The sequence below is a fragment of the Xanthomonas sp. F4 genome, assembly GCF_011761895.1.
Genome location: NZ_JAASQX010000001.1, coordinates 1762959 through 1786996 on the forward strand (window position 1 = coordinate 1762959; position 24038 = coordinate 1786996).

At 66.6% G+C, this 24038-nt stretch carries 13 protein-coding genes; 8 read left to right on the top strand and 5 right to left on the bottom strand.

Going from position 1 to position 24038, the window contains the following annotated elements:
* Positions 1 to 21: 21 nt before the first annotated feature.
* From FHR66_RS07720 to FHR66_RS07745, 6 genes are all read left to right on the top strand, one after another.
* Complete coding sequence (locus tag FHR66_RS07720) at positions 22 to 4956, top strand: IPT/TIG domain-containing protein (protein ID WP_160968965.1); 4935 nt, start codon at positions 22 to 24, stop codon at positions 4954 to 4956.
* Between the two features lie 63 nt (positions 4957 to 5019).
* Positions 5020 to 10404, top strand: a complete 5385-nt coding sequence (locus FHR66_RS07725) for an RHS repeat-associated core domain-containing protein (RefSeq protein ID WP_160968967.1) — start codon at positions 5020 to 5022, stop codon at positions 10402 to 10404.
* A complete protein-coding gene (locus FHR66_RS07730; RefSeq protein WP_160968969.1) occupies positions 10388 to 10837 on the top strand; it encodes a hypothetical protein in 450 nt (149 codons plus the stop codon). The genes FHR66_RS07725 and FHR66_RS07730 overlap by 17 nt, the downstream gene beginning before the upstream one ends.
* A gap of 338 nt (positions 10838 to 11175) precedes the next feature.
* A complete protein-coding gene (locus FHR66_RS07735) occupies positions 11176 to 11553 on the top strand; it encodes a hypothetical protein (RefSeq protein ID WP_160968971.1) in 378 nt (125 codons plus the stop codon).
* 420 nt (positions 11554 to 11973) lie between these two features.
* On the top strand, positions 11974 to 14595 hold the full coding sequence (locus FHR66_RS07740; RefSeq protein ID WP_456361734.1) for a glycoside hydrolase family 3 protein: 2622 nt from the start codon (positions 11974 to 11976) through the stop codon (positions 14593 to 14595).
* A 112-nt stretch (positions 14596 to 14707) separates the two neighbouring features.
* Positions 14708 to 16270 (top strand): sodium/sugar symporter, encoded by a 1563-nt coding sequence (locus FHR66_RS07745; RefSeq protein WP_160968975.1) that lies wholly within the window; start codon positions 14708 to 14710, stop codon positions 16268 to 16270.
* Positions 16271 to 16298: 28 nt separating this feature from the next.
* Here FHR66_RS07745 and FHR66_RS07750 read toward each other — a convergent pair whose 3' ends face one another.
* From FHR66_RS07750 to FHR66_RS07760, 3 genes are all read right to left on the bottom strand, one after another.
* Positions 16299 to 18092 carry a sensor domain-containing phosphodiesterase gene (locus FHR66_RS07750; RefSeq protein WP_208417133.1) on the bottom strand — a complete coding sequence of 598 codons (1794 nt, stop codon included), beginning with the start codon at positions 18090 to 18092 and terminating at the stop codon, positions 16299 to 16301.
* Positions 18093 to 18173: 81 nt separating this feature from the next.
* Complete coding sequence (locus tag FHR66_RS07755; protein WP_160968977.1) at positions 18174 to 18740, bottom strand: response regulator transcription factor; 567 nt, start codon at positions 18738 to 18740, stop codon at positions 18174 to 18176.
* Positions 18737 to 19960 carry an ATP-binding protein gene (locus FHR66_RS07760; RefSeq protein ID WP_167087634.1) on the bottom strand — a complete coding sequence of 408 codons (1224 nt, stop codon included), beginning with the start codon at positions 19958 to 19960 and terminating at the stop codon, positions 18737 to 18739. The genes FHR66_RS07755 and FHR66_RS07760 overlap by 4 nt, the downstream gene beginning before the upstream one ends.
* Positions 19961 to 20085: 125 nt before the next feature.
* Here FHR66_RS07760 and ispG point away from each other — a divergent pair, with 125 nt between their 5' ends.
* Together ispG and FHR66_RS07770 are read left to right on the top strand one after the other, a co-directional pair.
* Positions 20086 to 21351: a flavodoxin-dependent (E)-4-hydroxy-3-methylbut-2-enyl-diphosphate synthase gene (gene ispG / locus FHR66_RS07765; protein WP_160968981.1), complete on the top strand. Its 1266-nt coding sequence runs from the start codon at positions 20086 to 20088 to the stop codon at positions 21349 to 21351.
* Positions 21332 to 22057, top strand: coding sequence for a phosphatase PAP2 family protein (locus FHR66_RS07770; protein ID WP_048489048.1), 726 nt, complete (start codon positions 21332 to 21334; stop codon positions 22055 to 22057). The genes ispG and FHR66_RS07770 overlap by 20 nt, the downstream gene beginning before the upstream one ends.
* Before the next feature lie 26 nt (positions 22058 to 22083).
* On the opposite strand, the gene FHR66_RS07775 is transcribed toward FHR66_RS07770, so the two are convergent.
* Together FHR66_RS07775 and FHR66_RS07780 are read right to left on the bottom strand one after the other, a co-directional pair.
* Positions 22084 to 23268 carry a TPM domain-containing protein gene (locus FHR66_RS07775; RefSeq protein ID WP_160968983.1) on the bottom strand — a complete coding sequence of 395 codons (1185 nt, stop codon included), beginning with the start codon at positions 23266 to 23268 and terminating at the stop codon, positions 22084 to 22086.
* A 2-nt stretch (positions 23269 to 23270) separates the two neighbouring features.
* Complete coding sequence (locus FHR66_RS07780; protein WP_456361735.1) at positions 23271 to 24008, bottom strand: aspartate/glutamate racemase family protein; 738 nt, start codon at positions 24006 to 24008, stop codon at positions 23271 to 23273.
* Positions 24009 to 24038 lie beyond the last annotated feature (30 nt).

Sequence of the window (24038 nt, forward strand, 5' to 3'; positions counted from 1 at the left end):
CCAGTCTTCAGGGATGAGAGCATGGAACGTCGCGGCGCAGGAATGGGCTCGGTCGTGGGTTTGCTGAAGCAGGCGGCGCATGCATCCGCGCGCGGTTGGCGGCGCCTCGTGGGCAGAACGGTGGCGGCCTTGCTGCTGACCCTTCTGGCCTGCACCTCTGGCGCCACCTCCTACGTCTACGACGCGCAGGGGCGTCTGGTCGCGGTCAGCAACGATGCCGGCGCAAGTGCCCGCTATCGCTACGACACGATGGGCAATATCACCGCCGTCGAACGCGTCTCCAGCGGAACCCTGGCGGTGCTGGGCTTCAGTCCGGCGCGCGGTGCGGCCGGCGATCGCGTGCTGATCCAGGGGCAGGGGTTTTCCACCGCGGCGTCCGCCAACAGCGTGGCCTTCAATGGACAGGCGGCCACGGTGGTGGCTGCCAGCGCACGCGAGTTGACCGTGCTCGTGCCTGCCAATGCCAGTACCGGCCCGATCTCCGTGACCGTGTCCGGGCAGAGCGCGAGCAGTGCGCAGCAGTTCGTGGTCGATGCCAACCTCCGTCAGCCGGCCATTACGGGCGTATCGCCGTTGATCGCCAGCGCCGGTACGGCGATCACCGTCGATGGACAGAATCTGGTGCCGGTCGCCGGGCAGACCACGGCGAAGCTGGATCGCAAGACCGCGGTGCTGTCGAGCGCCACCGGCACGCGCCTGGTCTTTCCGGTGCCGGACAGGAGCGGCAGCGGGCCGGTGACCGTGACCACGCCCTACGGCAGCGCCACGAGCAGCCAGGATGTGCTGGTGGTGCCGAACAGTGTGTCGCCCGCTGATATTTCCGGAGTGACGCGGCTGTCCGTGGATGCCGCCGCCGTCGATGTCGCGATGGCGACCGCGGGCAAGTCCGCCGCGGTCCTCGTCAGCGGCATGGCTGGCGACTACCTCAGTGCCCAGTTTCAGGCGCTGGGCTCCACCACGCTGAACTATCGCGTGTTCGGCACCGACAACGTGCAGATCGCCAGCGGGCTGGTGAACGTCGACCAGCCCACCCTGCATCTGCCGCGGCTGAAGGTCGGCGGCACCTATCTGCTGCTGTTCGCCCCGAGCACGGCCACGGCAAGTTGGAAAATGAGCGTGGAGCGGTCCAGGGCCCTGGCAGTGGACGGCGCCGAAACAGGCGTTGCCACCGCGGTCGCCGCGCAATCGAAGCGCTACACCTTCCTGGCCCAGGCCGGGAGCCGGCTGGGGCTGGGGGTGGCCGAGCAGTCGCCGGTCGGCAGCGGCTGGGGAACCGCCTTGGTGCAGGTCTTCGACGCCGACGGCGTCAATCTGGGCTATCAGTACTGCAATCAGGCCAACAACGGCTGCGCACTCAACATCGCCGCGCCCAGGACCGGCGTGTATCAGGTGCTGCTGACGCCCGGCACCAGCGGTGCGCGCACGCTGCGCCTGAATCTGTTGCTGTCCTCGGATCTGTTGCAGGCATTGCCGAAAGACCAGGACGTGCTGGCCGAAACGTCGCGTCGAGGACAGAACCTGCGTCTGTCGTTCGATGCCGTGGCCGGCGATGCCTTCGCGTTGCACGTGGCCGCGCAGACCACCGTGCCGGCTGGTCGCGATGTGTACTACCGCGTTTACGCGCCCGATGGCACCAGTGTCGCGTCGATGGCGGTGCGTGCGGCTGGCACCACCTACCTGACGGCCAGGACCAGCGGCACCTATCAGGTGCTGGTGGATCCCGGCTTCGGAGAAACCGTGCGGTTGCAGACGCGGCTCAGCACCGGAGACACGAGCGGTGGCGGTGGCTGGATCGATGGCGCCACCGGCGCATTCGCCACGCAACTGCCGGGCGACAGCGTGTACTTCACCTTTTCCGCGACCGCCGGGCAGAGCCTGGGGCTTGGCATCAGCGAGCTGCAGTCCAACGAAAGCGGCCCGCTCAACCTCACCCTCTATGGCCCCGCTGGCACGCCGATGGCCGGCGCCGCCTGCGAGGTGGCCAACGACGGATGCGATGTGAATCTGCCGGAACTGGCGGCGGGACGTTACGGCGTCCTGGTCGCGCCTGCCACGACGACGCAGACGATGCGCTTCAAGGCGACCCTGTCTACCGACCTGGGGCTTGCCTTGACGCGGGATGCGGTCAGCCAGGTCGGCATCGGCCGGCGCGGGCAGAACGCCATGCTGTCGTTCCAGGCCGGTGCCGGCGAGGCATTGGCGGTTCAGGTGTCGGAGCAGACCACGACGCCGGCGAACGGCGCGGTCTACTACCGCGTGTACCGGCCCGATGGCACGGCGTTGTCGTCGATGGCGGTCTCCGGTTCGGGCACCCTGACGATGAACACGCCTGTCGCCGGGACTTACCGGTTGTTCGTGGATCCGCGCCATGGCGCGACCATGTCCGCCAAGGTGCTGGTGACGGCCGGGAGCGCGGGCGGGTTGCAACTGGATGGCAGCAGCGGCGAGTACAAGACAAATGCTGGTCAGAGCGCCTTCTTCAGCTTCAGCGCGTCGGCCTTGCAGAACCTGGGATTGGGGCTCAGTGACCTCGTCCTGAGCAACGGGACCTACGTCAGCGTCAAGATCGCCAACCCCAATGGTTCCACGCTCACGACCGCGACGTGCTATGCCTCCAGCGGCTGCGCATTCAATCTGCTGAATCTCGCCGCAGGCAACTATGGTGTGACCGTGAGTCCGCAATCGGGCTCCCAGAGCATCGCGTTCAAGGTGACCCTGTCCACGGAGGTCGCCGGCTTCCTGCAGAAAGATGCGTCGAGTTCCGTGGACATCTCGCGCTACGCCCAGAACGCGCGCCTGACGTTCACCGGGACCGCCGGCGAGAGCCTGGCCTTGCTCGCCGCCGACGTCGTGACCAGGCCTGCAGGCCGCGACGTGGTCTATGCGGTGTATCGGCCGAACGGCGCGTTGTGGAAGAACGTAACGGCCAGCGGCAATGTCATTCTGACCCTGCCCAATCTCCCTGAGACGGGAAGCTATCGGGTGTTCGTCGATCCGGCGGGCGGCGCGTTGTGGTCGGCCCGCTTGAAACTCTCCACGGGCCAGGACGGCAATGTCGAACTGGACGGCGCAGGTGGCAGCTATCAGACGCCGGCAGGGCAGGGCGTGCATTTCTCCATCGATACCCAGGCCGGCCAGAATCTGGGGCTGGGGATCACCGACATTGGGGTGAGTTCGGGCAATTACTTCAATATCGCCGTCTACAGTCCGAACGGTACGACCTTGTACAGCGGCAGCTGCTACGTCCAGGATGGCTGTTCGTTGCCGCTGAGGAACACCTTGGCGGGACGCTACAGCGTGGTGGCGACACCGGCCTCGACGAGCCAGACGATCCAGTTCCGCGCTGTGCTTTCTTCCGAATTGCTGGATCAGCTGACCCGCGATCAGCCGTTGCATCTGGCGCTGGCGCGGTATGGGCAGAATGCGCGGCTGCGCTTCCAGGCGCAGGCAGGCGAGTCGCTGATGCTGCTGATCGCGGCGCAGACGACGCTACCCGCCGGTCGCGATGTGGTGTATCGCGTGTTGCGGCCAAATGGCGCTGTCTGGAGGACGGCGACCATCAAGGTTGGCGATGCGATCAATCTGATCAATATTCCGACGTCTGGCGAGTATGCAATCCAGGTCGAGAGTCGGACCGGAAGCCCGCTGGAATCGGACATCACCCTTTCCTCCGGGATCTCGCTGCCGATCGATGGCCCTCCGTTGCATGTGGTGACCCGCTTGCCGGCGCAATACAAGCACTTCTCCTTCATCGCTAGTCAGGGGCAGAACCTTGGACTGGGCATCAGCGGCATCCAGATCGTGGGCTCAGGGTGGCAGCGCGTTGTTGCGTCCGTCTACAAGGCCGATGGCAGCACGCTGGCGAGCGGATACTGCGACGTGGAGCGCGGCGGCTGCGATTTCGATCTCATCAACCTTGCTGCAGGCAAGTACGCAGTACTGATCACTCAAGAGGAGGAGCAGGCAGCAACGTACGACGTAACGCTTTCCAGCGATCTCGCCTTGAACCTGCAGCGCGACACGCCGCTGGCCGTCTCCGTCGCCAGACGCGGGCAGAATGCCCGGTTGAGCTTCCAAGGGCAGGCGGGCGACAAACTCGCTGTGCTGGTGCAGAACCAGGCGACCACGCCCGCGGATGGCACCAGCTATTACAGCGTCTACCAGCCAAATGGCACCCTGCTTACGTCCGGATCGACGCGTACCGGTACTGCGATCGGCCTGGGCAGCCTGCCGACGACCGGCCAATACAGCGTGGTGGTCGATCCGCAGTATGGGCAGACGATCGACACCACCGTCGCCTTGTCCACCGGCACGTCAGTGGCCGTGGACAGCAGTCGCACGTTCGCTGCGGGTCCGCCCGGCGCGGGCATTTTCTTTTGGTTCGATGCGCAGGCCGGGCAAAAGCTCGATGTCGGACTCGATCAGATCGCACTGTCAGGCAACGGCTTCGCTTGGGTCTACGCGACGTTCTATCGTCCGGATGGCAGCAAGGTTTTCTCCAACACGAATTGCTTCCGTACCTACGGCTGCGGATTCTCCATCGACGCCGCCCAAGCCGGACGCTACGGCGTCGTGGTCGTTCCTTCGTCGGAAGACCAGAGTTTCGCTATGACCGCCTCGGTATCCAGCACCGTCGTCGGCACCTTGGCGTGGGATGTCCCGCAGTCGATCGCGCTGGACCGGCATGGCAAGACCGCCACACTGTCCTTCAGCGGCACGGCCGGGCAGGGCGTTTTGCTGCGGGTGACCAATCAGACGACCACGCCGGTCGGCCGGTCGGTGACCTATGCGCTGTATCGGCCTGACGGACAGTCGTACAGATCGCTCAGCGCCAGCGCCGGTAGCAGCGACCTGAGCTTCCCGGCGCTCCCGACGAGCGGCACCTATCGATTGCGGATCGTGCCCGAGGACGGCGTCACTGCGGCGATGGACATCACTTTGGACAGTACGCCCTAGAACACCGACGCGATTCCACCGAACGGACGCAGATCGGCGGCAGGCATGGAGCGGAGCGAGCATATGACGTGGTTCAACAGCGCATGGAAAAGCGTGATCTTGGGCGGGATGCTGGGCGCGCTGGCGTCGACGGCCGCATCCCAGCAACTGGTCTGGTCGACGGCGGCCATGCCGGCCATGCCGGCCATCGGAATCGGCACGGTTCCTGCGGTGGTCGGGCAGTGGCATGCGACCACATTGGCCGATGGCAGCGAGCTGGCGCTGGCACCCGACGGGCGCTTTCTGCGCCATCGCGTGCCCGGTCAGCGTGCGCGCGAGATCGCGCTGCCGTCGGTACGTATCGATGCCAGCGTCACGTTGCTGCCGAGCGGGCGTGTGCTGGTGTGGGGAGGACGCGATACCCAGGGCCGATTGCAGGAAGGCGGCGTGTGGTTCGACCCGGCAAGCGCCTCCGTGCAGCCGGCCATCGGGCTAAGCCTGCGTGCGCGCTATGGGCACACCGCCACGGTACTGACCGATGGTCGCCTCCTGCTCGCCGGCGGCACTGGCGATGGCGCCGGCGCGCAGATGTGGGACGAAGCCAGTGATCGGGCGATCACCCTGCCTGCGGATCTGCCGGGCGGCGGCAACGCAACCTCGCGCCTGCTTGCCGATGGCCGCGTGGCGTTGCCGGCGTCGCGGAACGCCACGCGCATCGCCAGCGATGCCGCGTTCGATCCGCTCGCGGGCGCCTTTCTTCCGTACTCGGCCAGCGTCGCGGATGCGCCAGGCGCGACGCGGCTCGCCGGCAGCGTGCCTGTGCAGGGGGCAGAGGGCGTCGCGCCGACCGCGCGGCTCGCGCTGCGCTTCTCGCGTCCGCTGCACATGCCCACGTTGTCCGCGCGCACCGTCACCCTGGTCGGTCAGGAGGGACGCGTCGCCGTGCGTATCGCGCCGGTGGAGCAGGGCCGTCTGCTGTTCGTGCAGCCGCGTCAGGCCTTGTTCCCGGATTCCCGTTACACCCTGATGGTCGACGGTGCGCGTGCCGCCTCGGGCGATGCCGTGCCGCTGATCGCCCTGGATTTCCGCACCGCTGCGTACGACAGCAACGGACAGCCGGTGGCGCACGCAACGGCGGCGCCGGCTGCGGCGGTCGCTGCGCCCAGCGTGCGCATGACCGGTGCGGGCACGCCGGCGTCCTGTGCCAATGACGTTCTGCCGTGCCGCGCTCGCGGCCTGTTGGTGGACGGCGTCTGGTACCCGGGACAGGACAATACCGACAGCCGCTGGCGCATCTATGGCGCCTCGCAACAGCCGGAACACAACGCCCGCATCGCGCGCATCGCCGCGACCTTCCACGTCACGATGGTGCGCGGGCGTGTGGTGCGGGTGGATCAGCAACCCGTGGCCGGGGTCGAGGTCAGTATCGGCAAGGAGCGGGCGGTCACCGACAAGAACGGCTGGTTCACCTTGTTCGATGTGCCGGCGGGGCATCAGGAACTCTACGTCGATGGCAGCACCGCCAACACGACCGGCGCCGAATACGGCCAGTTCGTCGTCGGCACGGACGTCGCCGCGGGTCGATTGAACGAACTCGGCTATCTGCTGCATCTGCCACGCATCGCCGCGCGCGACAAGATCCGGATCCCGTCGCCGACCGTGGAGGACATGGTCGTTGGCCACCCGGACATTCCCGGCCTGCAGTTGCGCATTCCCAAGGGCACCGTCGTGCTGGATCGCAAGGGCCGCCTGGTGACCGAACTGGCAATCGTGCCGACGCCGGTCAATCGTGCACCGTTCCCGGTCACCGAGAACCATCCGATGGCCTTCACGGTCGAGCCGGGTGGCGCGCAGATCCGCGGACTCGACCCCGGCGCCAACAACGGCATCCAGGTCTATTACCCCAACTACGACGGCTACGCCGCGGGCACCCAGGCCAACTTCTGGATGTACGACCCGCGCGATGGCTGGCGCGTCTACGGCAAGGGCACCGTCTCGGCCGACGGCAAGCATTTCGTTCCCGAGCCCGGCGTCGCCCTGCATCAGACCATGGGCGGCATGTACAGCGTGCCCAGCAACGACCCGCCCAGCGAGGCCGGGTTGCCGCCGGATGGGCATTGCTGCGGAACCCCGGGTAGCGGCGGCGTCGCCAATGCGGCCGATCCCATCGACTTGAAAACAGGTGAATTCGTCCATTCGGAAACCGATCTGCAGATCGCGGACGTGACGGCGCTGAGCCTGTCGCGCAGCTACCGTCCCCACGACCTGAAGCAGCGCGAGTTCGGCATCGGCACCGCGTCCAACTGGGGCTATTACCTGCACAATCCGGGCGGCACCTACGATTCGCTCGATCTGGTGCTGCCGACCGGCGCCTATATCCGCTTCGATCGGGCCTCCGGCTCCGGCCCGCGTGGCGAGTGGCGGCAAGCCGGTTCGACCACGCAGTATGCGGGCGCCGTGCTGCAATCGGTCTACGATCCGGACCCGTTGCAGCCCTGGGGCCGCGGATTTCGCATCACCCTGCGCGACGGCAGTCGCATGCAGTTCTCCAGCTACATGGACACCCGCCTGCGCTGGCTGGAGGACCGATACGGCAATCGCACCACACTGCTTTATGACGCGGGTCTGGTCTCGCGCATCGTGTCGCCCAGCGGGCGCTACATCGGCCTGGAATACGACACCCGCAATCGCGTTGCCGCCGCCACCGACAACGCCGGCAATCGCTGGACCTATGCCTACGACAGCAATGGCCTGCTTGCCACGGTAGGGTTCCCCGATGGCGGCAGCAAGGCGTACGCCTACCAGACCAAAATCCAGAACAATGCGCTGGCGCAGCACCGGCTGCAGTCCATCACCGACGCGCGCGGCAAGCGCGTCCTGCTCAACGAGTTCGAGGTCGTCAACGGCGCGTCCACCGGCAGGGTGATCAAGCAGACCCAGGCCGATGGCGGTGTCTTCGTCATCGACTACGCGCATGTCGACGGCGGCACCACCGGCGTCCTCGTCACCAGTCCCGACGGCAGCAAGCGCCGCGTCCTGTTCGACGGCAACAGCGCCTACCCGAAGACCGACATCCTGGCCTACGGCACCGACAAGCAACAGACCTACAGCTTCGAGCGCAACGCCTACGGGCAGGTCACCGCCAGTATCGACCCGCTCGGCCGTCGCACCGAGTATCGCTACGACGCGGGCGGGCGACCGCTGCAGGTCACGGTGCTGGCCGGCACCGCACAGGCGCGCGTGTCCAGCCTCAGCTACACCAGCGACGGCGACCTGCAGTCGGCGACGGATCCGCTGGGACGGGTGACGCGCCTGGACTACGGCGCCAACCGCTGCCTGACCGCGGTCACCGATCCCGGAGGCCGTACGGCCCGCTTCGCCTGCGATGGCGCGGGCCTGCCGTTGAGCGCGACCAATGCCATCGGACAGACCATCGCCTTCCAGTACGACGGCTACGACCTGGCCGGCATGGTCGATCCGCTGGGGCGCAGCACGCGCTTCCAGTACGACGGCCTGGGGCGGGTGACCGGCAGCCGCGACGACCAGGGCAACGCCACGCGCCAGGAATACGACGCGCTTGGCCGGGTCAGCAAGGCCTACGATGCCGCCGGCAACGTGACCGAATTCGGCTACGACAAGAACGGCAACGTCCTGGCGATCCTGCTGCCGCACGGCAACGGCATCACCTATACCTACGACGAGCGCAACCGTCCGCTGACGCGTACCGACGCGCTGGGCCAGTCCGAGACCTGGACCTATGATTTCATGGACCGCGTCGCGAGCTACACGGACCGCAAGGGCCAGAAAAAGACTTTCACTTATGACGTGCTCGGGCGCTTGTCAGTGGTCACCGAGGCCGATGGGCGCACTCAGACCTTCACCTACGACGCCGGCAACCGCCGCGTCGCGCTGGTCGACTCGGCAGCGGGAACCCTGGGTTGGGAATACGACCTGTTCGACCAGGTCACCGAGGCCATCACCCCGCAAGGCAACATCGTCTACGAATACGACGCGGTCGGCCGCCGCACCAAGATGACCGCGGCCAACCAGGCGGCGCTGGAGTACCGCTACGACGACGTCGACCGCCTGCGCACCCTGCTGCAGGGGAGCGAGACCGTGGCGTTCGAGTATGACGCCGCCGATCGCCTCACCGAGACCACCTTGCCGAATGGGGTCAAGACCGGGTACGCCTACAACACCGCCAACCAGACGACCGGCATCGCCTGGCTCAAGCCGGATGGCACGGCCCTGGGCGAGATCGGCTACGGCTACGACCAAGTCGGCCAACTGGTGGCGCAGACCGGCAGCTTCGCCCCGCAGGCGCTACCGGCCGCACGCACCGGCAGCTTCGATGACAACAACCGGCAGACCCAGGCCGACGCCCAGACACTGAGCTACGACGCCAACGGCAACCTGATCTCCGACGGCGTGCGCACCTACGTCTGGAACGCACGGGACCAGTTGGTCGAAATCAAACAGGGGACGGCGAGCATCGCCAGTTTCGGCTATGACCCGCTTGGCCGGCGAACCAGCAAGACCGAAGGCGGACAGACGATCAGCTATCTGTACGACGGAGTGGATCCGGTGCAGGAAACCCAGGGCGGCACCGTCAACCCGATCCTGACCGGACTTGGCATCGATGAGCGCTACGCGCGGAACGAAGCCAGCGGACGTGCGTACTTCCTGAGCGACGCGCTTGGCAGTACGCGCGCACTAACCAACGCCAGCGGCTCATTGATTCAGCGCTACGACTACACGCCTTACGGACAGACCAGCCAAGCCAACACGGCAACCAGCAATCCATATCAGTACACGGGGCGGGAGCGGGATGCGAGCGGGCTTTATTACTACCGGGCGCGGTATTATCAGCCAAACTTGGGGCGCTTTGTTAGTGAGGACCCCATTGGGTTAGTCGGTGGAGCAAATGCTTATGCCTACGTTCATGGTTCTCCATTGATGTATGGAGATCCTTTAGGTCTTTTTGATTTGCCATCAATTCCCCAGCCGGTAGTGGATGCGGCAGCAGGTTTTGGCGACTCGTTGTCATTTGGGTTGACGAACTACATCCGGGATCAATGGGATATTAATGGCGCAGTTGAAAAATGTTCAGGTTATTATTCTGGTGGGCAAGTCGCCGGAACTGTTTATAGTTTAGCTATGCCTCTGAGTCGATTGGGCTACGTGGCAAAAGCCCGTCAGATTCCAAGATTGGGATTGTCTGCGGAGGAAAGCGTGATCGCAAGAAACGCTCTGAAGAATTATTTTAGAGGACCTTTCGCTTACTCATTGAGAAATTGGCATGCCGTCACATATGAAGGCCTGGTGGCGCAAGGAAAGAGTGGCGCCGACATAGTTGCTGGTGCAGGAAGAACGAGCGTTGGGTGGACATCCGTTTTAGTCGGAGGCGGCTTAGTAGGTTCGGCAACGCGCGCAGGAAGAATCGGAGGTAATTGTGGTTGTGGCCAATAAAATACTGGTTCGTCGTTATAGGGTTTACGATCCGCTAGAGCAGGATGTCTTTGTCTATGGTGGTGGGGAGTTAAATTTTTTTGCATCTGGCAATAAGGATTTGAATGTGGCGGGTTGGCTTGTTGATTGGGAGAAAATATTGCATGGCCCAAAGCGAATAATATTTTTTGAAGATGGTGGTTTTAAATTTATCGACGTTGGTGGGTTGGTTTTTAAAATCGGGCATGGAGTTGAGGTGCATTGCGTTCGAAATATTTTTATTTCAAAATTGAATGTTGTTAATAACGGCATACTGGCCGTTTCTGTTACATACCTAACTCCTTGGTGGCGACTAATTTTTGATGATGGCAGTCACCCGGACTTGCAATTTCCTTTGGAGTATTTCTCTAAGTTATGGAATGACAATATTTTCATATTTAATAAATCTAGCTAGTTCTGGATGATGGGCGGATGTAAGTGCGGATAAAGATTGTGGTGGGAGGTGGGGCTTTTTTCTATGGCTGTTGCTCTTCTTCTTTTGGTGGGTGTATTTTTTGCTGATTAGGCTCTGTACGTGCAATGAGGCTAGTGGACGTGCGTCCGTTTGCATTGATTTTGGCTTGCTGAAGCGATCTACGGAATGAGATGGTCAGTATTATCCTTTTTTTGGCTGAAGGGGTATGGACCATGAATAATTTCGATTGTCATATTTATGCGTGCCGTTGATTTCCTCTCGGTTTATGGCGCAAGCACATTCTTAGTTCTGTGCTACGGTGTTTCGGCGCAGTTTCCTTGCAGGCGGCTTATGCAGCACTGAAGCGCGATATCAATTCGCGGAGCGAAACGCCCGTTTACATGATGCTTGGCGACGATTGGCCCAACGGGGTACTGTTTCTCGAGACCGTGGTGGCTGCTCCGGATGAGATCTCTGCAGAAATTCATCGGGCCTTGGCAAGCATGTTCGATGCGGAGGGTTGTAGGTTCTCCCTGTGCATGTATGACGGGGCTTTTAATCACTATGAAAGTTTTTTTTCTCCAGATTTTTTCGATCAGTTGTATGCGTTCGCGTTCGGCAAGAACGACCATGTCGTCAATCTCGATGCGTCATTGCTTGCCTCCGGGCAATGGAAGGACATTATCGCCGCCTGTCGACTGAGAGCCTCGATCTAGAAGGAATGGTCCTTGTGCCGTCGGGCCTGTAGCGAACCACTCCGTCTGAATTCGACATTGATTACCGACCAGACGTTACTGTCACTGACTCGGCCATGCTCCATGACGGGGAAGAAGGCCATCGAACTGGCAAGCGATCAGGTGCGTATCTGCCGGTATGCGGTCCCGGATCTGCGCAGCGTGCAATGTTGGTTCTATTGCGATGCAGCAAAATCTCCGCGGCGATGCTGTCTATCTTGGTGAGGCAAGGCAAGTCCATGCCAGACACCACAAGCAAACCCGGTATTCCATCGCTATAGCGTCAACCGATATCCCGGCGGCATCGCGGCATACCTCGCGGCGCGGTTGACAGGCTTGGGGCGATTCGGGAAGCGTAGGCGCCGGCCGCACTCGGCGTGTGCGGTCCGGCCGCGACATGGCATGCGTTCGCCGTTCCTGGGAGGGAGTCTCTTGCACACACAGCCTGTTGGCGCGACCGCGCCGCTTCGCACTGCGCTGGCCGCGGCCGCCGCGCTTGGCCTACTCGCCCTGGTCGCGGCGGTTCCGGGCCGCTCGGTTCCCGCCACGGCGGCCCCGGCCCCTGCGCCGCCGCCGATCCACCCGGAACTGTGGCCGTCGCCGGCCTGGCCGCTGAAGGAGGATCCGGCGCTGGAGGCGCGCATCACCAAGCTGATGGCGCAGATGTCGGTGGAGCAGAAGGTCGGGCAGACCGTGCAGGGCGACATCGGCAGCATGACCCCGGACGACGTGCGCCGCTATCACATCGGCTCGGTGCTGGCCGGCGGCAATTCCGATCCCGGCGGCAAGTACGACGCCAGCCCGGCGCAATGGCTGGCGCTGGCCGATGCCTATTACGCGGCGTCGATGCAGAAAGACGGTGCCGGCCCGGCGATTCCGATCATCTTCGGCATCGACGCGGTGCACGGGCAGAGCAACATCGTCGGCGCCACGCTGTTCCCGCACAACATCGGCCTGGGCGCGACGCGCGACCCGGAATTGATGCGCAAGATCGGCGAGATCACCGCCGCCGAGACCCGCACCACCGGCATGGAGTGGACCTTCGCCCCGACCGTGGCGGTGCCGCAGGACGACCGCTGGGGCCGCACCTACGAGGGCTATTCCGAATCGCCCGAGGTGGTGGCCAGCTACGCCGGCAAGATGGTCGAGGGCCTGCAGGGCGTGCCCGGCACGCCCGGTTTCCTCGACGGCACGCACGTGATCTCCTCGGTCAAGCACTTCCTCGGCGACGGCGGCACTACCGACGGCAAGGACCAGGGCGACACCCGGATCAGCGAGCAGCAGCTGCGCGACATCCACGGCGCCGGCTATCCGCCGGCGATCGCGGCCGGCGCGCAATCGGTGATGGCCTCGTTCAACAGCTTCAACGGGGTCAAGATGCACGGCCACAAGGCCATGCTGACCGACGTGCTGAAGGGGCAGATGCATTTCGGCGGCTTCGTGGTCGGCGACTGGAACGGCCACGGCCAGGTGCCCGGTTGCCGCAACGACGACTGCCCGGCCGCGTTCAACGCCGGCGTCGACATGCTGATGGCGCCGGACAGTTGGAAGGGCGTCTATGAGAACGCGCTGAAGGCGGTGAAGTCGGGCGAGATCCCGATGGCGCGGCTGGACGATGCGGTGCGGCGCATCCTGCGGGTGAAGCTGCGCCTGGGCCTGTTCGAGGCCGGCAAACCGTCGCAGCGCCCGCTCGGCGGCAAGTTCGCATTGCTCGGCGCGCCCGAGCACCGCGCGGTAGCGCGGCAGGCGGTGCGCGAATCGCTGGTGCTGCTGAAGAACCAGCAGCAGGTGTTGCCGCTGAAACCGCAGATCAAGCTGCTGGTCGCCGGCGATGGCGCCAACGACATGGGCAAGCAGGCCGGCGGCTGGACCCTGAACTGGCAGGGCACCGGTACCAAGCGCGCCGACTATCCCAACGGCACCACCATCTGGGAAGGCTTGCAGCAACAGGTCACTGCCGCCGGCGGCAGCGCCGAACTGGCGGTGGACGGCAAGTTCACGACCAAGCCGGACGTGGCGGTGGTGGTGTTCGGCGAGAATCCCTACGCCGAGTTCCAGGGCGACATCGCCACGCTGCTGTACAAGCCCGGCGACGACAGCGACCTGGAGTTGATCAAGTCGCTGAAGGCGCAGGGCATTCCGGTGGTGGCGGTGTTCCTGAGCGGGCGGCCGCTGTGGGTGAACCGCGAGATCAACGCCGCCGATGCCTTCGTCGCGGCCTGGTTGCCAGGCTCGGAAGGTGCCGGCATCGCCGATGTGCTGCTGCGCAAGCCCGACGGCAGCGTGCAATACGATTTCCACGGCAAGCTGAGCTTCTCCTGGCCGCGCACCGCGGTGCAGTTCGCCAACAACGTCGGGCAGAAGAACTACAACCCGCAATTCGCCTTCGGCTACGGCCTCACCTACGAGGACAAGGGTGATCTGAACCGCCTGTCCGAGGTGTCCGGCGTCTCCGGCGCGCAGGCGGTGGGCGGGGTGTACCTGGATCGCGGCAAGCCGGCGACGGGCATCAACCTGATCCTGTTCGGCGGCGCCCAGGCCAACCTGCCGGCGACGACCTTTCCGGCGGCGTTGGCCGACGGGTCGTTGAAGGTCACCGCGATCGACTACAAGGCGCAAGAGGATGCGCGCCGCTTGGTCTGGTCCGGTACCGGCAAGTCGGGGCTGGCGCTGGTATTGCCCAAGCCGCTGGACGTCTCGCGCGAGAGCAATGGCGACCTGCAATTGATCCTGACCCTGAAGGTGGATGCGGCCCCCAGCGCCGCCACCCGCATCGGCGTGGCCTGCGGCCATGACTGCGGCGCGCGCCTGGACCTCGGCAAGGCGCTGGCCGCGTTGCCCAAGGGCGAGTGGCGCACCCTCGGCGTGCCGCTGAAGTGCTTCGCGGTGGCCGGCGCCGACGTGACCCGGCTCGAGCGCCTGCCGCTGATCGAGAGCGACGGCGCGCTGGATCTCTCGCTGTCGCGGATCGCGCTGGGCAGCAGCCACGACGCGCAGAGCGTGGTCGACTGCCCGCTGCGCTGAGTGGCGGCGCAGGCGGCCGCCGCGCCGCCATGGCAAATACGAACGGCGCCGCCCGGGTGGGCGGCGTCATGGACAACGATGCAAACCGGGCTGCGGCCCGCAGGAGAAGGCAGTGGGTCTGGCGACGTTGGATGTGGCGATCGTGGTGGTGTATCTGGCGGGCATCTTCATGCTCGCGCAATGGGTCTCGCGGGAGAAGGCCGGGCACCGCAAGAGTGCCGAGGACTACTTCCTGGCCAGCAAGACCCTGCCGTGGTGGGCGATCGGCGCCTCGTTGATCGCGGCGAACATCTCCGCCGAGCAGATCATCGGCATGGCCGGCTCCGGCTACGCGATCGGCCTGGCGATCGCCTCCTACGAATGGATGGCGGCGCTGACGTTGCTGATCGTCGGCAAGTTCTTCTTGCCGATCTTCCTGCGCAACGGCATCTACACCATGCCGCAGTTCCTGGAGCAGCGCTACGGCAAGTGGATCCGCACGCTGATGGCGGTGTTCTGGCTGCTGCTGTACGTGTTCGTCAACCTGACCTCGATCCTGTGGCTCGGCTCGATCGCGGTGAGCCAGGTCACCGGCATGGACCAGACGCTGGCGCTGGCGCTGATCGGCGTGTTCGCGCTGGTCTACCAGTTGTACGGCGGCTTGAAGGCGGTAGCGCTGACCGACATCGTGCAGGTCACCCTGCTGGTGCTGGGCGGCCTGCTGGTCGCCGGCCTGACCCTGTCGCGGATCGGCGACGGTGCCGGCGTGCTCGCCGGCTTCCGGCACCTGTGGAACGCGCACCCCGAGCATTTCCACATGATCCTGTCCAAGGACAACCCGTTCTACAAGGATCTGCCGGGCCTGAGCGTGCTGATCGGCGGCCTGTGGGTGATGAACATCAGCTACTGGGGCTTCAACCAGTACATCATCCAGCGCGCGCTGGCGGCCAAGAACATCGGCGAGGCGCAGAAGGGCATGGTGTTCGCCGCGTTCCTGAAGCTGCTGATGCCGGTGGTGGTGGTGGTGCCGGGCATCGCCGCGGTGGTGCTGGCGCCGGACCTGGCCAAGCCCGACCAGGCCTATCCGACGATGATGCAACTGCTGCCCAGCGGCATCCTCGGCCTGGTGTTCGCCGCGCTGGTGGCGGCGATCGTGGCTTCGCTGGCGTCCAAGATCAACTCGGTGGCGACCATCTTCACCCTGGACTTCTACGCCAAGTTCCGCCCGCAGGCCGACCAGCCGCAGTTGGTGCGGGTCGGCCGCGTGGCCGCGGTGGCCTCGGTGCTGATCGGCATCCTCACCGCGCGGCCGCTGCTGGGCAATTTCGACCAGGGCTTCCAGTTCATCCAGGAATTCACCGGCTTCTTCACCCCGGGCGTGGTGGTGATCTTCATGCTCGGCCTGTTCTGGAAGCGCGCCAACGAGGCCGGCGCGTTGACCGCGGCGATCGGCTCGGTGCTGCTGTCGTTCGCGCTGAAGAAGCTGTGGCCGGAACTGCCGTTCATGGACCGCATCGGCCTGGTGTTCGTTCTGTCGCTGGTGGCGGCGGTGCTGGTGTCGCTGCTGACCCCGCAGGCGCCGGCGCGCGACCTGATCCGTACCGACGACGTGCGCTACGGCACCACGCTGGGCTTCAAGCTCGGCGCCGCGGCGGTGATCGCGATCCTGGTGGCGTTGTACGCGGTGTTCTGGTGAGCCACGGGCGGGCCGTGGCGCGGCGCGCTCAGGCGTCGCCGCCCTGCCACGGCTCGGCCAGCCAGGCGTCGAGCGCGTCGGCCGGCATCGGCCGCGCGATCCAGTAGCCCTGGCCTTCGTCGCAGCCCCAGTCGCGCAGCATCCGGTACACGGTTTCGCTCTCGATGCCCTCGGCCACCACCTGCTGGCCGAAGTCGTGGCCGAGATGGATCATCGACGGCACCAGCATGCCGTCGCTGCGGCTGCCGGGCAGGGCGCGGATGAACGACTGGTCGATCTTCAGCGCGCTGGCCGGGATGTTCTTGAGATAGCCGAGGTTGCTGTAGCCGGTGCCGAAGTCGTCGATGGCGATCTTCACCCCGAGCGCGCTGATCTGCTGCAATTGCTCGGCCACGCGCTGCGGGTCGCGGATCATCGCGCTCTCGGTGAATTCGATCTCCAGCGCGCCGGGCGCCAGCGCATGCTGTTGAAGCAGCGCCTGCAGCCGAGCGATGAAGTCGGCCTGTTCCAGGTCCACCGCCGACACGTTCAGCGACACACTGAAGGTATAGCCGCGCTGTTGCCACAGCGCCGCCTGGGCGATGCCGGTGCGCAGCACCCAGGCGGTGATCCGGCTCATCAGCGCGGTCTTTTCCGCCAAGGGAATGAAGTCGTTCGGCGCCACCGTGCCCAGCAACGGATGCTGCCAGCGCAGCAGCGCTTCCACGCCCACGCATGCGCCACTACGCAGGCTCACCCGCGGCTGGTAATGCAGGCTCAGCTGGTTCCGTGCCTCCAGCGCCTCGGGCAAGGCGGCCAGGATCCGGAAGGCATTGCGCTGGCTGGCGTCGTGGCTGCGCTCGTACAGGCTCCAGCGCTGCCCGCGTTGGCGCGCCATGTCCACCGCGGTGGTCAGCGAGCGCACCGTGTGGTTGGCGCTGAGCGCCCCGTCCAGGCGCACCGCGCCCAGCGAGGGGCTGGCCGCATGCGGAATGCCCTGGTGGTCGATCGCCGCGGCGAAGGCGTCGCAGACGTGTTCGCACCAGTACTCAAGATGCGCCGTGTCGCTGCCTTCCATGATGAACACGAAGGTGGTGGTGTCGATGCGGTACAGCGGCAGGCTACCCAGCGCCTGGCGCAGGCGATCGCGCGCGGCCAGCAGGTAGCCCTCGGCGTACTCCCAGCCCAGCGCCTTGACCATGTCGCGGAAATAGTCGATGCCGCACACGTCGATCGCCACCGCCGTGTCGTGCTGGTCGGCGGTCTGCAGCGACAGCCACATGGTCAGGTCGTCGTTGAAGCGGCTGCGGTTGGGCAGGCCGGTCAACGCATCGACGAAGCCGCTGTTGCGCAGCGTGTCGATGCGGACCATCAGCAGGTCGCGCAGGTCCTGCAGGGTGCGGCGCGCGACCTCGTCGAACTCGTGGCGCGGCTCGCTGTCGATCACGCACAGCGTGCCGAGGCTGGCGCCGTCGGCCATCAGCAGCGGCGCACCGGCGTAGAAGCGGATGAACGGCGGGCCGGTGACCAGCGGGTTGTCGCGGAAGCGCGGATCCTGGCGCGCATCGGGCACGAACATCAGTTCCGGGCTATGGATCGCATGCGCGCAGAACGCCTGGCTGCGCGGCGTTTGCGCAGCCTCCAGGCCGACCCGGGACTTGAACCACTGGCGCTGTTCGTCGATCAGCGAGACCAGTGCGATCGGCACCCGCAGGTAGCGGGACGCCAGCTGCGTGACCAGATCGAAGACATGGTCGGCGGGCGTGTCCAGCAGGCACAGCTGGCGCAGGGCGCTGAGCCGTTGCGGCTCGTCCAGCAAGGCGGGTGGGGGTGATTTCAACATACCGAATTAGCGGCCCGGCACCAGGGGACTTGAGCGCCGGCCGGACCGGTGTCTACACCGGTGTCTACGCTGCCGCCCGGTTCAGCGTGGCGGGTCGCGCTGTGGGCTGGGCCGCTTGGCCAGCTTGCGCTGCAGCGAGCGGCGGTGCATGCCGAGTAGCCGCGCAGCGGCGGAGACGTTGCCGCCGGTCTCGTGCATGGCCTGCTGGATGTGTTCCCACTGCAGGCGGCTGAGCGGGGTCATCGCGTCCGGCACGTCGCTGCCGTCCTCGTCTTCCTCTTCCTCGGCCTCCAGGCCGATCGCGCGCAGGATCATCGGCACGGTGGCCGGCTTGGGCAGGTAGTCGTCGGCGCCGAGCTTGATCGCCTCCACCGCGGTGGCGATGCTGGCGTAGCCGGTGACCAGCAGGATGCGCATGTCGCCCCGGATCGCGCGCAGCGGCTGGATCAGCGCCAGGCCGGATTCGTCGCCGAGCTTCAGGTCGATCAGCGCGTAGTCCGGCGGCGCCTCGGCGGCCAGCGCCAGCGCGGCGGCGGCGCTGTCGGCGGTGCGCGTCTCCAGGCCGCGGCGGGCGAGGGTGCGCTGCAGGGTGCGCAGGTACAGCGGATCGTCGTCGACCAGCAGGCCCAGCGGGGTGTCGGTGTTCATGCGGAGGTCTCCAGGGCGAGCAGCGGCAGGCGGAAGCCGACCCGGGCGCCGTGGTCCGGTGCCGGCTCGGTCCACAGCTCGCCGCCCAGGCGTTCGATGGTCGCGTGCGACAGCGCCAGGCCCACACCCATGCTCTCGGGCTTGCCGCTGCGGAACAGGGTGGCCGGCAGGCCGACCTGGTTGGCGTCGAAGCCGCCGCCGTAGTCGCGGACCTCGCCGACCAGTTCGCTGCCGGTGACGCGCACGGTCAGGTCCACCTGCGGGTGGCCGGCGCGTTCGCCGGCGTCGGCGGCGTTGTTCAGCAGCACCTGCAGCAGGTGGCCGATGGCGCTTTCCATGCGCAGTTGCAGCGGCGCGTCGTCGTTGCGGCGCAGGCGCACGGTGGGCCGTACCAACTGCCACTGATGCAGCACCTGCGTCAGCGATACGGTCTGGCCGCCGGCGCGCTGCGCGGGGGCGGCCAGCGCCAGCACCCGTTCGCGGCACTGCACCAGCAGTTCGCGCAGCGTGTCCAGGTCTTCACGCAGTTCCGGCTGCTGGCTCTGTTCGGCGATGTCGTCGGTGAGCAGGGTCATCGTCGCCAGCGGCGTGTTCAGCTCGTGCGCCACCGACGCAGCATGGGTGGCCAGGGCGACGATGCCCTCGTTGCGGGTGAAGCGCTCGCGCAGCAGTGCCAGCTCGCGCTCGCGTTCGCGCATGGCCATCGCCAGGCGGGTGGAGAACACCAGCACCACCACCGTGGACAGCAGGAAGTTGGCGGCCATGCCCCAGCGCTGCAGGTCCAGCGCCTGATAGGGGCCGTGCGGCAGAGGCAGGCCGAACAGCGCGCTGACCGCATAGCCGGCCACGCAGGCCAGCGCCACCGCCAGCGCCCAGCGCAGCGGCAGGGCCAGCACCGCCAGCGCGATCAGCACCAGGAACAGCGAGCCGAAGGCATTGCCGATGCCGCCGCTCCAGCCGACCATCCAGGTCAGCACGGTCACGTCGACCAGGATGTGGCCGAAGGCGGTGGCCGGCGCGGCCGAGTCGGCATGGCGCAGGCGCAGTTGCGCGTACAGGTTGAACAGCGCCAGCACCGCCACGCCGGCCCACAGCGGCGCCTGCGGCAGCGGCAGCTGCAGCGGCCAGGTCGCCACCAGGATCGTCGCGGCCTGGCCGGCGGTGGCCAGCCAGCGCAGGCTGCACAGGGTGCGCAGGAAGGAGGCGTCGGTGGAATCCATGCTGCGCATCGTATGCGCTGGACCGGGGGCCTGCCTGCGACAAACCGTCGCAGCGTCACCGGTCTCGCTGAATCGCCGGTGCCGGCGCGTGCGGCAGGACGTGCCGCGCAGGCTAAAATGGGCGCATGTACGACGCCGTCAGCCGCCCCACGCCCCCCGCCGATGCCGCGCCCTGGGCGCGCCGTCTCACCCAGCCGGTCCGCATCGGCGGCGTCACCATGGGCGGCGGCAAGCCGGTGGTGGTGCAGTCGATGACCAACACCGACACTGCCGACGTCGCCTCCTCGGTCAAGCAGGTGGCCGAACTGTGGCGCGCCGGCTCGGAACTGGTGCGCCTGACCGTCAACAATCCCGAGTCGGCCGCGGCGATCCCGCGCATCGTCGACAAGCTGCGGATGATGGGCATCGAGGTGCCGCTGATCGGCGACTTCCACTACAACGGCCATCAGTTGCTGGCCGCCGAGCCGGCCTGCGCCGAGGCGCTGGCCAAGTACCGGATCAATCCCGGCAACGTCGGCTTCGGCAAGAAGAAGGACACCCAGTTCGCGCAGCTGATCGAGTTCGCGCTGAAGTACGACAAACCGGTGCGCATCGGCGCGAACTGGGGTTCGCTGGACCAGGCGCTGGCCGCGCAACTGATGGACGAGAACTCGCGGCGCGACGTGCCGTGGGACGCCGGCCGGGTGCTGCGCGAGGCGCTGATCCGTTCGGCGCTGGACTCGGCCGAGCGTGCGGTGGAACTGGGCCTGGGCCGCGACCGCATCGTGCTCAGCTGCAAGGTCAGCGGCGTGCAGGAGCTGATCGCGGTGTACCGCGACCTGGCGCAGCGCTCGGACTTCGCCCTGCACCTGGGCCTCACCGAGGCCGGCATCGGCAGCAAGGGCATCGTCGCCTCCAGCGCGGCGCTGGCGGTGCTGCTGCAGGAAGGCATCGGCGACACCATCCGCATCTCGCTGACCCCGGAGCCGGGGCAGTCGCGCACGCAGGAAGTGATCGTCGCCCAGGAACTGCTGCAGACCACTGGCCAGCGCGCCTTCACTCCGCTGGTCACAGCCTGCCCGGGCTGCGGCCGCACCACCTCCGAGTTCTTCCAGGAACTGGCCAAGGTGGTGCAGAACCACGTCCGCGCGAAGATGCCGGAGTGGAAGGTGACCCATCCCGGCGCCGAGAGCATGACTCTGGCGGTGATGGGCTGCGTGGTCAACGGGCCGGGCGAGTCGCGCCACGCCAACATCGGCATCTCGCTGCCGGGCACCGGCGAGGCACCGGCCGCGCCGGTGTTCATCGACGGCGAGAAGAAGGTGACCCTGCGCGGCGAGAACATCGCCCACGAGTTCGTCGCGCTGATCGACGACTACGTCGAACGTACCTATGTCCGCCGCACCGGGTGAGTCCGCCGCCGAGGCGGCCGGCCTGCGCCGCTGGCTGCGGTTGAACGCCTGGCGCGTGGTGCTGCTGTTCGCGGGGGTGCTGCTGCCGTTGGGCGTGTTCGTGATGCTGGCCGAGGACGTGCACGCACTCGAAGACCTCTATTTCGATGAGCCGCTGCTGTGGAGCATGCGCGGCCTGACCAGCCCCGGCTGGGACCGCTTCTTCACCGTGGTCACCGAGGCCGGCTACCAGTACGGCGTGATCCCGCTGGACACGCTGATCGTGCTGGTGCTGCTGGGCCTGCGCCGCTGGCGCGAGGCGCTGTTCGCCGCCCTGTCCTTCATCGGCTCGGCGCTGCTGAACATGGGCGCCAAGCAGTTCTTCCAGCGCGACCGGCCCAGCCTGTGGGAGTCGATCGCGCCGGAGCACCACACCTTCAGTTTCCCCAGCGGCCACGCAATGGGTTCGATGACCCTGGCGGCGGTATTGATCGCGCTGAGCTGGCGCACCCGCTGGCGCTGGCCGGTGCTGTGGCTGGCCGGCAGTTTCACCCTATTGGTCGGTGTGTCGCGGGTGTACCTGGGCGTGCATTACCCCTCGGACATCCTCGGCGGCTGGAGCGCGGCCCTGGTCTGGGTGGTGGGGCTGTACCTGCTGCTGTTCCGCGGCGAACGCCGGCCGCGTTGGCGGGCGCGGCGCGCGCTGGCCGCCACCGACGCGCGCTGACGCCAGCGCGGGGACGTCGCCGCGCTCTACCAGCTAGAACTCGCGCCGCCGCCGCCGGAGCTGCCGCCGCCGGAGGACGAATCGCTGCTGGAGGACGAAGACGAGGAGGACGAGGACGATGACGATCCTGCGGACTCCGCCGCGGCGCGTTCCTTGGCCGCCTGGGCGGCGTGGTAGCTGGCGGTGTAGGCGAATACCCCGGGGGCGGTCTCGGCGATATGGCCCTTGCGGATCAGCGCATTGCGCTTTCGCGCCTGCGCCTGCACGAAGCGGCTGTAGCGCTGCGGCGAGCGGTAGCGCTGCGCGGCGATGGCCAGGGTCAGCACCAGGATCAGCAGTTCCAGCGCCAGGAAGATCACCGTCATCGTCATCGACTTGGCCGACAGCAGCACCACGAAGATGCCGGGGTTGGCGCTGAGGAACAGGCGGATGAACCATGCCAAGAAACCGCCACGTGCGCTGTCCTGGACCAGTTCCTCGGGCTTGGCCGACAGGCGCGGGTGCCGCCGCAGCAGGCGCCTGCGCAGATAGCCGGTCCAGGCCTGGCGCAGCGGCAGCAGCAGCCACACCAGCACCAGCAGGCCGGCCCAGGCGATGGCGCCGCGCCGCCAGTGCATGCCGTCGTCGGCCGGTTGCGCCAGTTCGGCGATGGCCTCCGGATCCTGCGCAGCGGCGCGGCCCATGAAGTCGAACGCGGCCACGATCGCATCGGCGGTGTCGCCGTGGCGCAGGCGCGGCGCCAGGTAGTCGTCCAGTGCGTGCCGCGCGACCACGTCGGGCAGCACGCCTTCCAGGCCGTAGCCGACTTCGAAGCGCGAACGCCGGTCCTGCATCGCCAGCACCAGCAGCAGGCCGTTGTCGCTGCCTTGCCGGCCGAGCCGCCAGGTGCGGAAGGCGCGTTCGGCCAGGCGCTCGATCGGTTCGTCCTGTAGCGATGGCAGGATGTAGACCGCGCCCCAGATGTGCTGACGGTCGCGCAGGCGCTGCAGCGCCGCGTTGATCCGCTGGGTGTCCTCCGCGCTGAGCGTGCCGGCGGGATCGACCACGTTCGGTGTGTACGCCGGAATGGCGACGGCACAGCTGCCGAGCGCCGGCCACAGCAGCAACGCCAGGACCAGCAGGGCGCTCAGCCGGAACGGCGCCCAGCCGCGCGGAGCACTGACGTCGTGGCGCGGGACGATGGCGGCGGCAGGTGCGGCCTGGCTACGCATCGCTAGGCCAGGCTGTACAAGGCAGCGGCCCGCGCGTGCAGCGCGGTCGTATCGAACAGCGGCACCGCCGCGTCGGCCGGGCCGACCAGCAATCCGATCTCGGTGCAGCCCAGGATCACTGCCTCCGCGCCTTGCGCCTGCAGCGCCGCGATCACTTCGCGGTAGCGCAGCCGTGACGGCGCCTGGACCACGCCCTGGCACAGTTCCTCGTAGATGATGCGGTGCACGTCCTCGCGCGCCGGCGCATCCGGGATCAGTACCTCGAAGCCGCGCCGTTGCAGCCGTTCGCGGTAGAACGCCTGCTCCATGGTGAAGCGCGTGCCGAGCAGGCCGACGCGGACGATGCCGGCGGCCTGCAACGCATCGGCGGTGGCATCGGCGATATGCAGCAGCGGCAGCGGGACCGCGGCGGCGATCGCGTCGGCCACGCAATGCATGGTGTTGGTGCACAGCACCAGGAAATCGGCACCGCCGGCCTGCAGTGCGCGCGCCGACGCCGCCAGTGCGGTACCGGCCGCATCCCAGTCGCCGTCGCGCTGGTACTGCGCGATCTCGTGGAAGTCCACGCTGTGCAGCAGGAGCTTGGCCGAATGCAGTCCGCCCAGCTGTGCGCGCACCGTCTCATTGATGTGCCGGTAGTAGGGCAGGGTGGATTCCCAGCTCATGCCGCCGATCATGCCGATGGTCTTCATCGTGCGCCGCTTGCCGCCGTGTCGAGTGCGCGAGGATGGTAGCGGCATCGGCCGCGTGCAGCGACCGCGCGCTGCTGC

What these genes read in the sequence shown, in the direction of transcription:
- FHR66_RS07720 (WP_160968965.1), top strand. Translation starts at nt 22, where the DNA reads ATGGAACGTCGCGGCGCAGGAATGGGCTCGGTCGTGGGTTTGCTGAAG.
- FHR66_RS07725 (WP_160968967.1), top strand. Translation starts at nt 5,020, where the DNA reads ATGACGTGGTTCAACAGCGCATGGAAAAGCGTGATCTTGGGCGGGATG.
- FHR66_RS07740 (WP_456361734.1), top strand. Translation starts at nt 11,974, where the DNA reads ATGCGTTCGCCGTTCCTGGGAGGGAGTCTCTTGCACACACAGCCTGTT.
- FHR66_RS07750 (WP_208417133.1), bottom strand. Translation starts at nt 18,092, where the DNA reads ATGTTGAAATCACCCCCACCCGCCTTGCTGGACGAGCCGCAACGGCTC.
- FHR66_RS07755 (WP_160968977.1), bottom strand. Translation starts at nt 18,740, where the DNA reads ATGAACACCGACACCCCGCTGGGCCTGCTGGTCGACGACGATCCGCTG.
- FHR66_RS07760 (WP_167087634.1), bottom strand. Translation starts at nt 19,960, where the DNA reads ATGGATTCCACCGACGCCTCCTTCCTGCGCACCCTGTGCAGCCTGCGC.
- ispG (WP_160968981.1), top strand. Translation starts at nt 20,086, where the DNA reads ATGTACGACGCCGTCAGCCGCCCCACGCCCCCCGCCGATGCCGCGCCC.
- FHR66_RS07770 (WP_048489048.1), top strand. Translation starts at nt 21,332, where the DNA reads ATGTCCGCCGCACCGGGTGAGTCCGCCGCCGAGGCGGCCGGCCTGCGC.
- FHR66_RS07775 (WP_160968983.1), bottom strand. Translation starts at nt 23,268, where the DNA reads ATGCGTAGCCAGGCCGCACCTGCCGCCGCCATCGTCCCGCGCCACGAC.
- FHR66_RS07780 (WP_456361735.1), bottom strand. Translation starts at nt 24,008, where the DNA reads ATGCCGCTACCATCCTCGCGCACTCGACACGGCGGCAAGCGGCGCACG.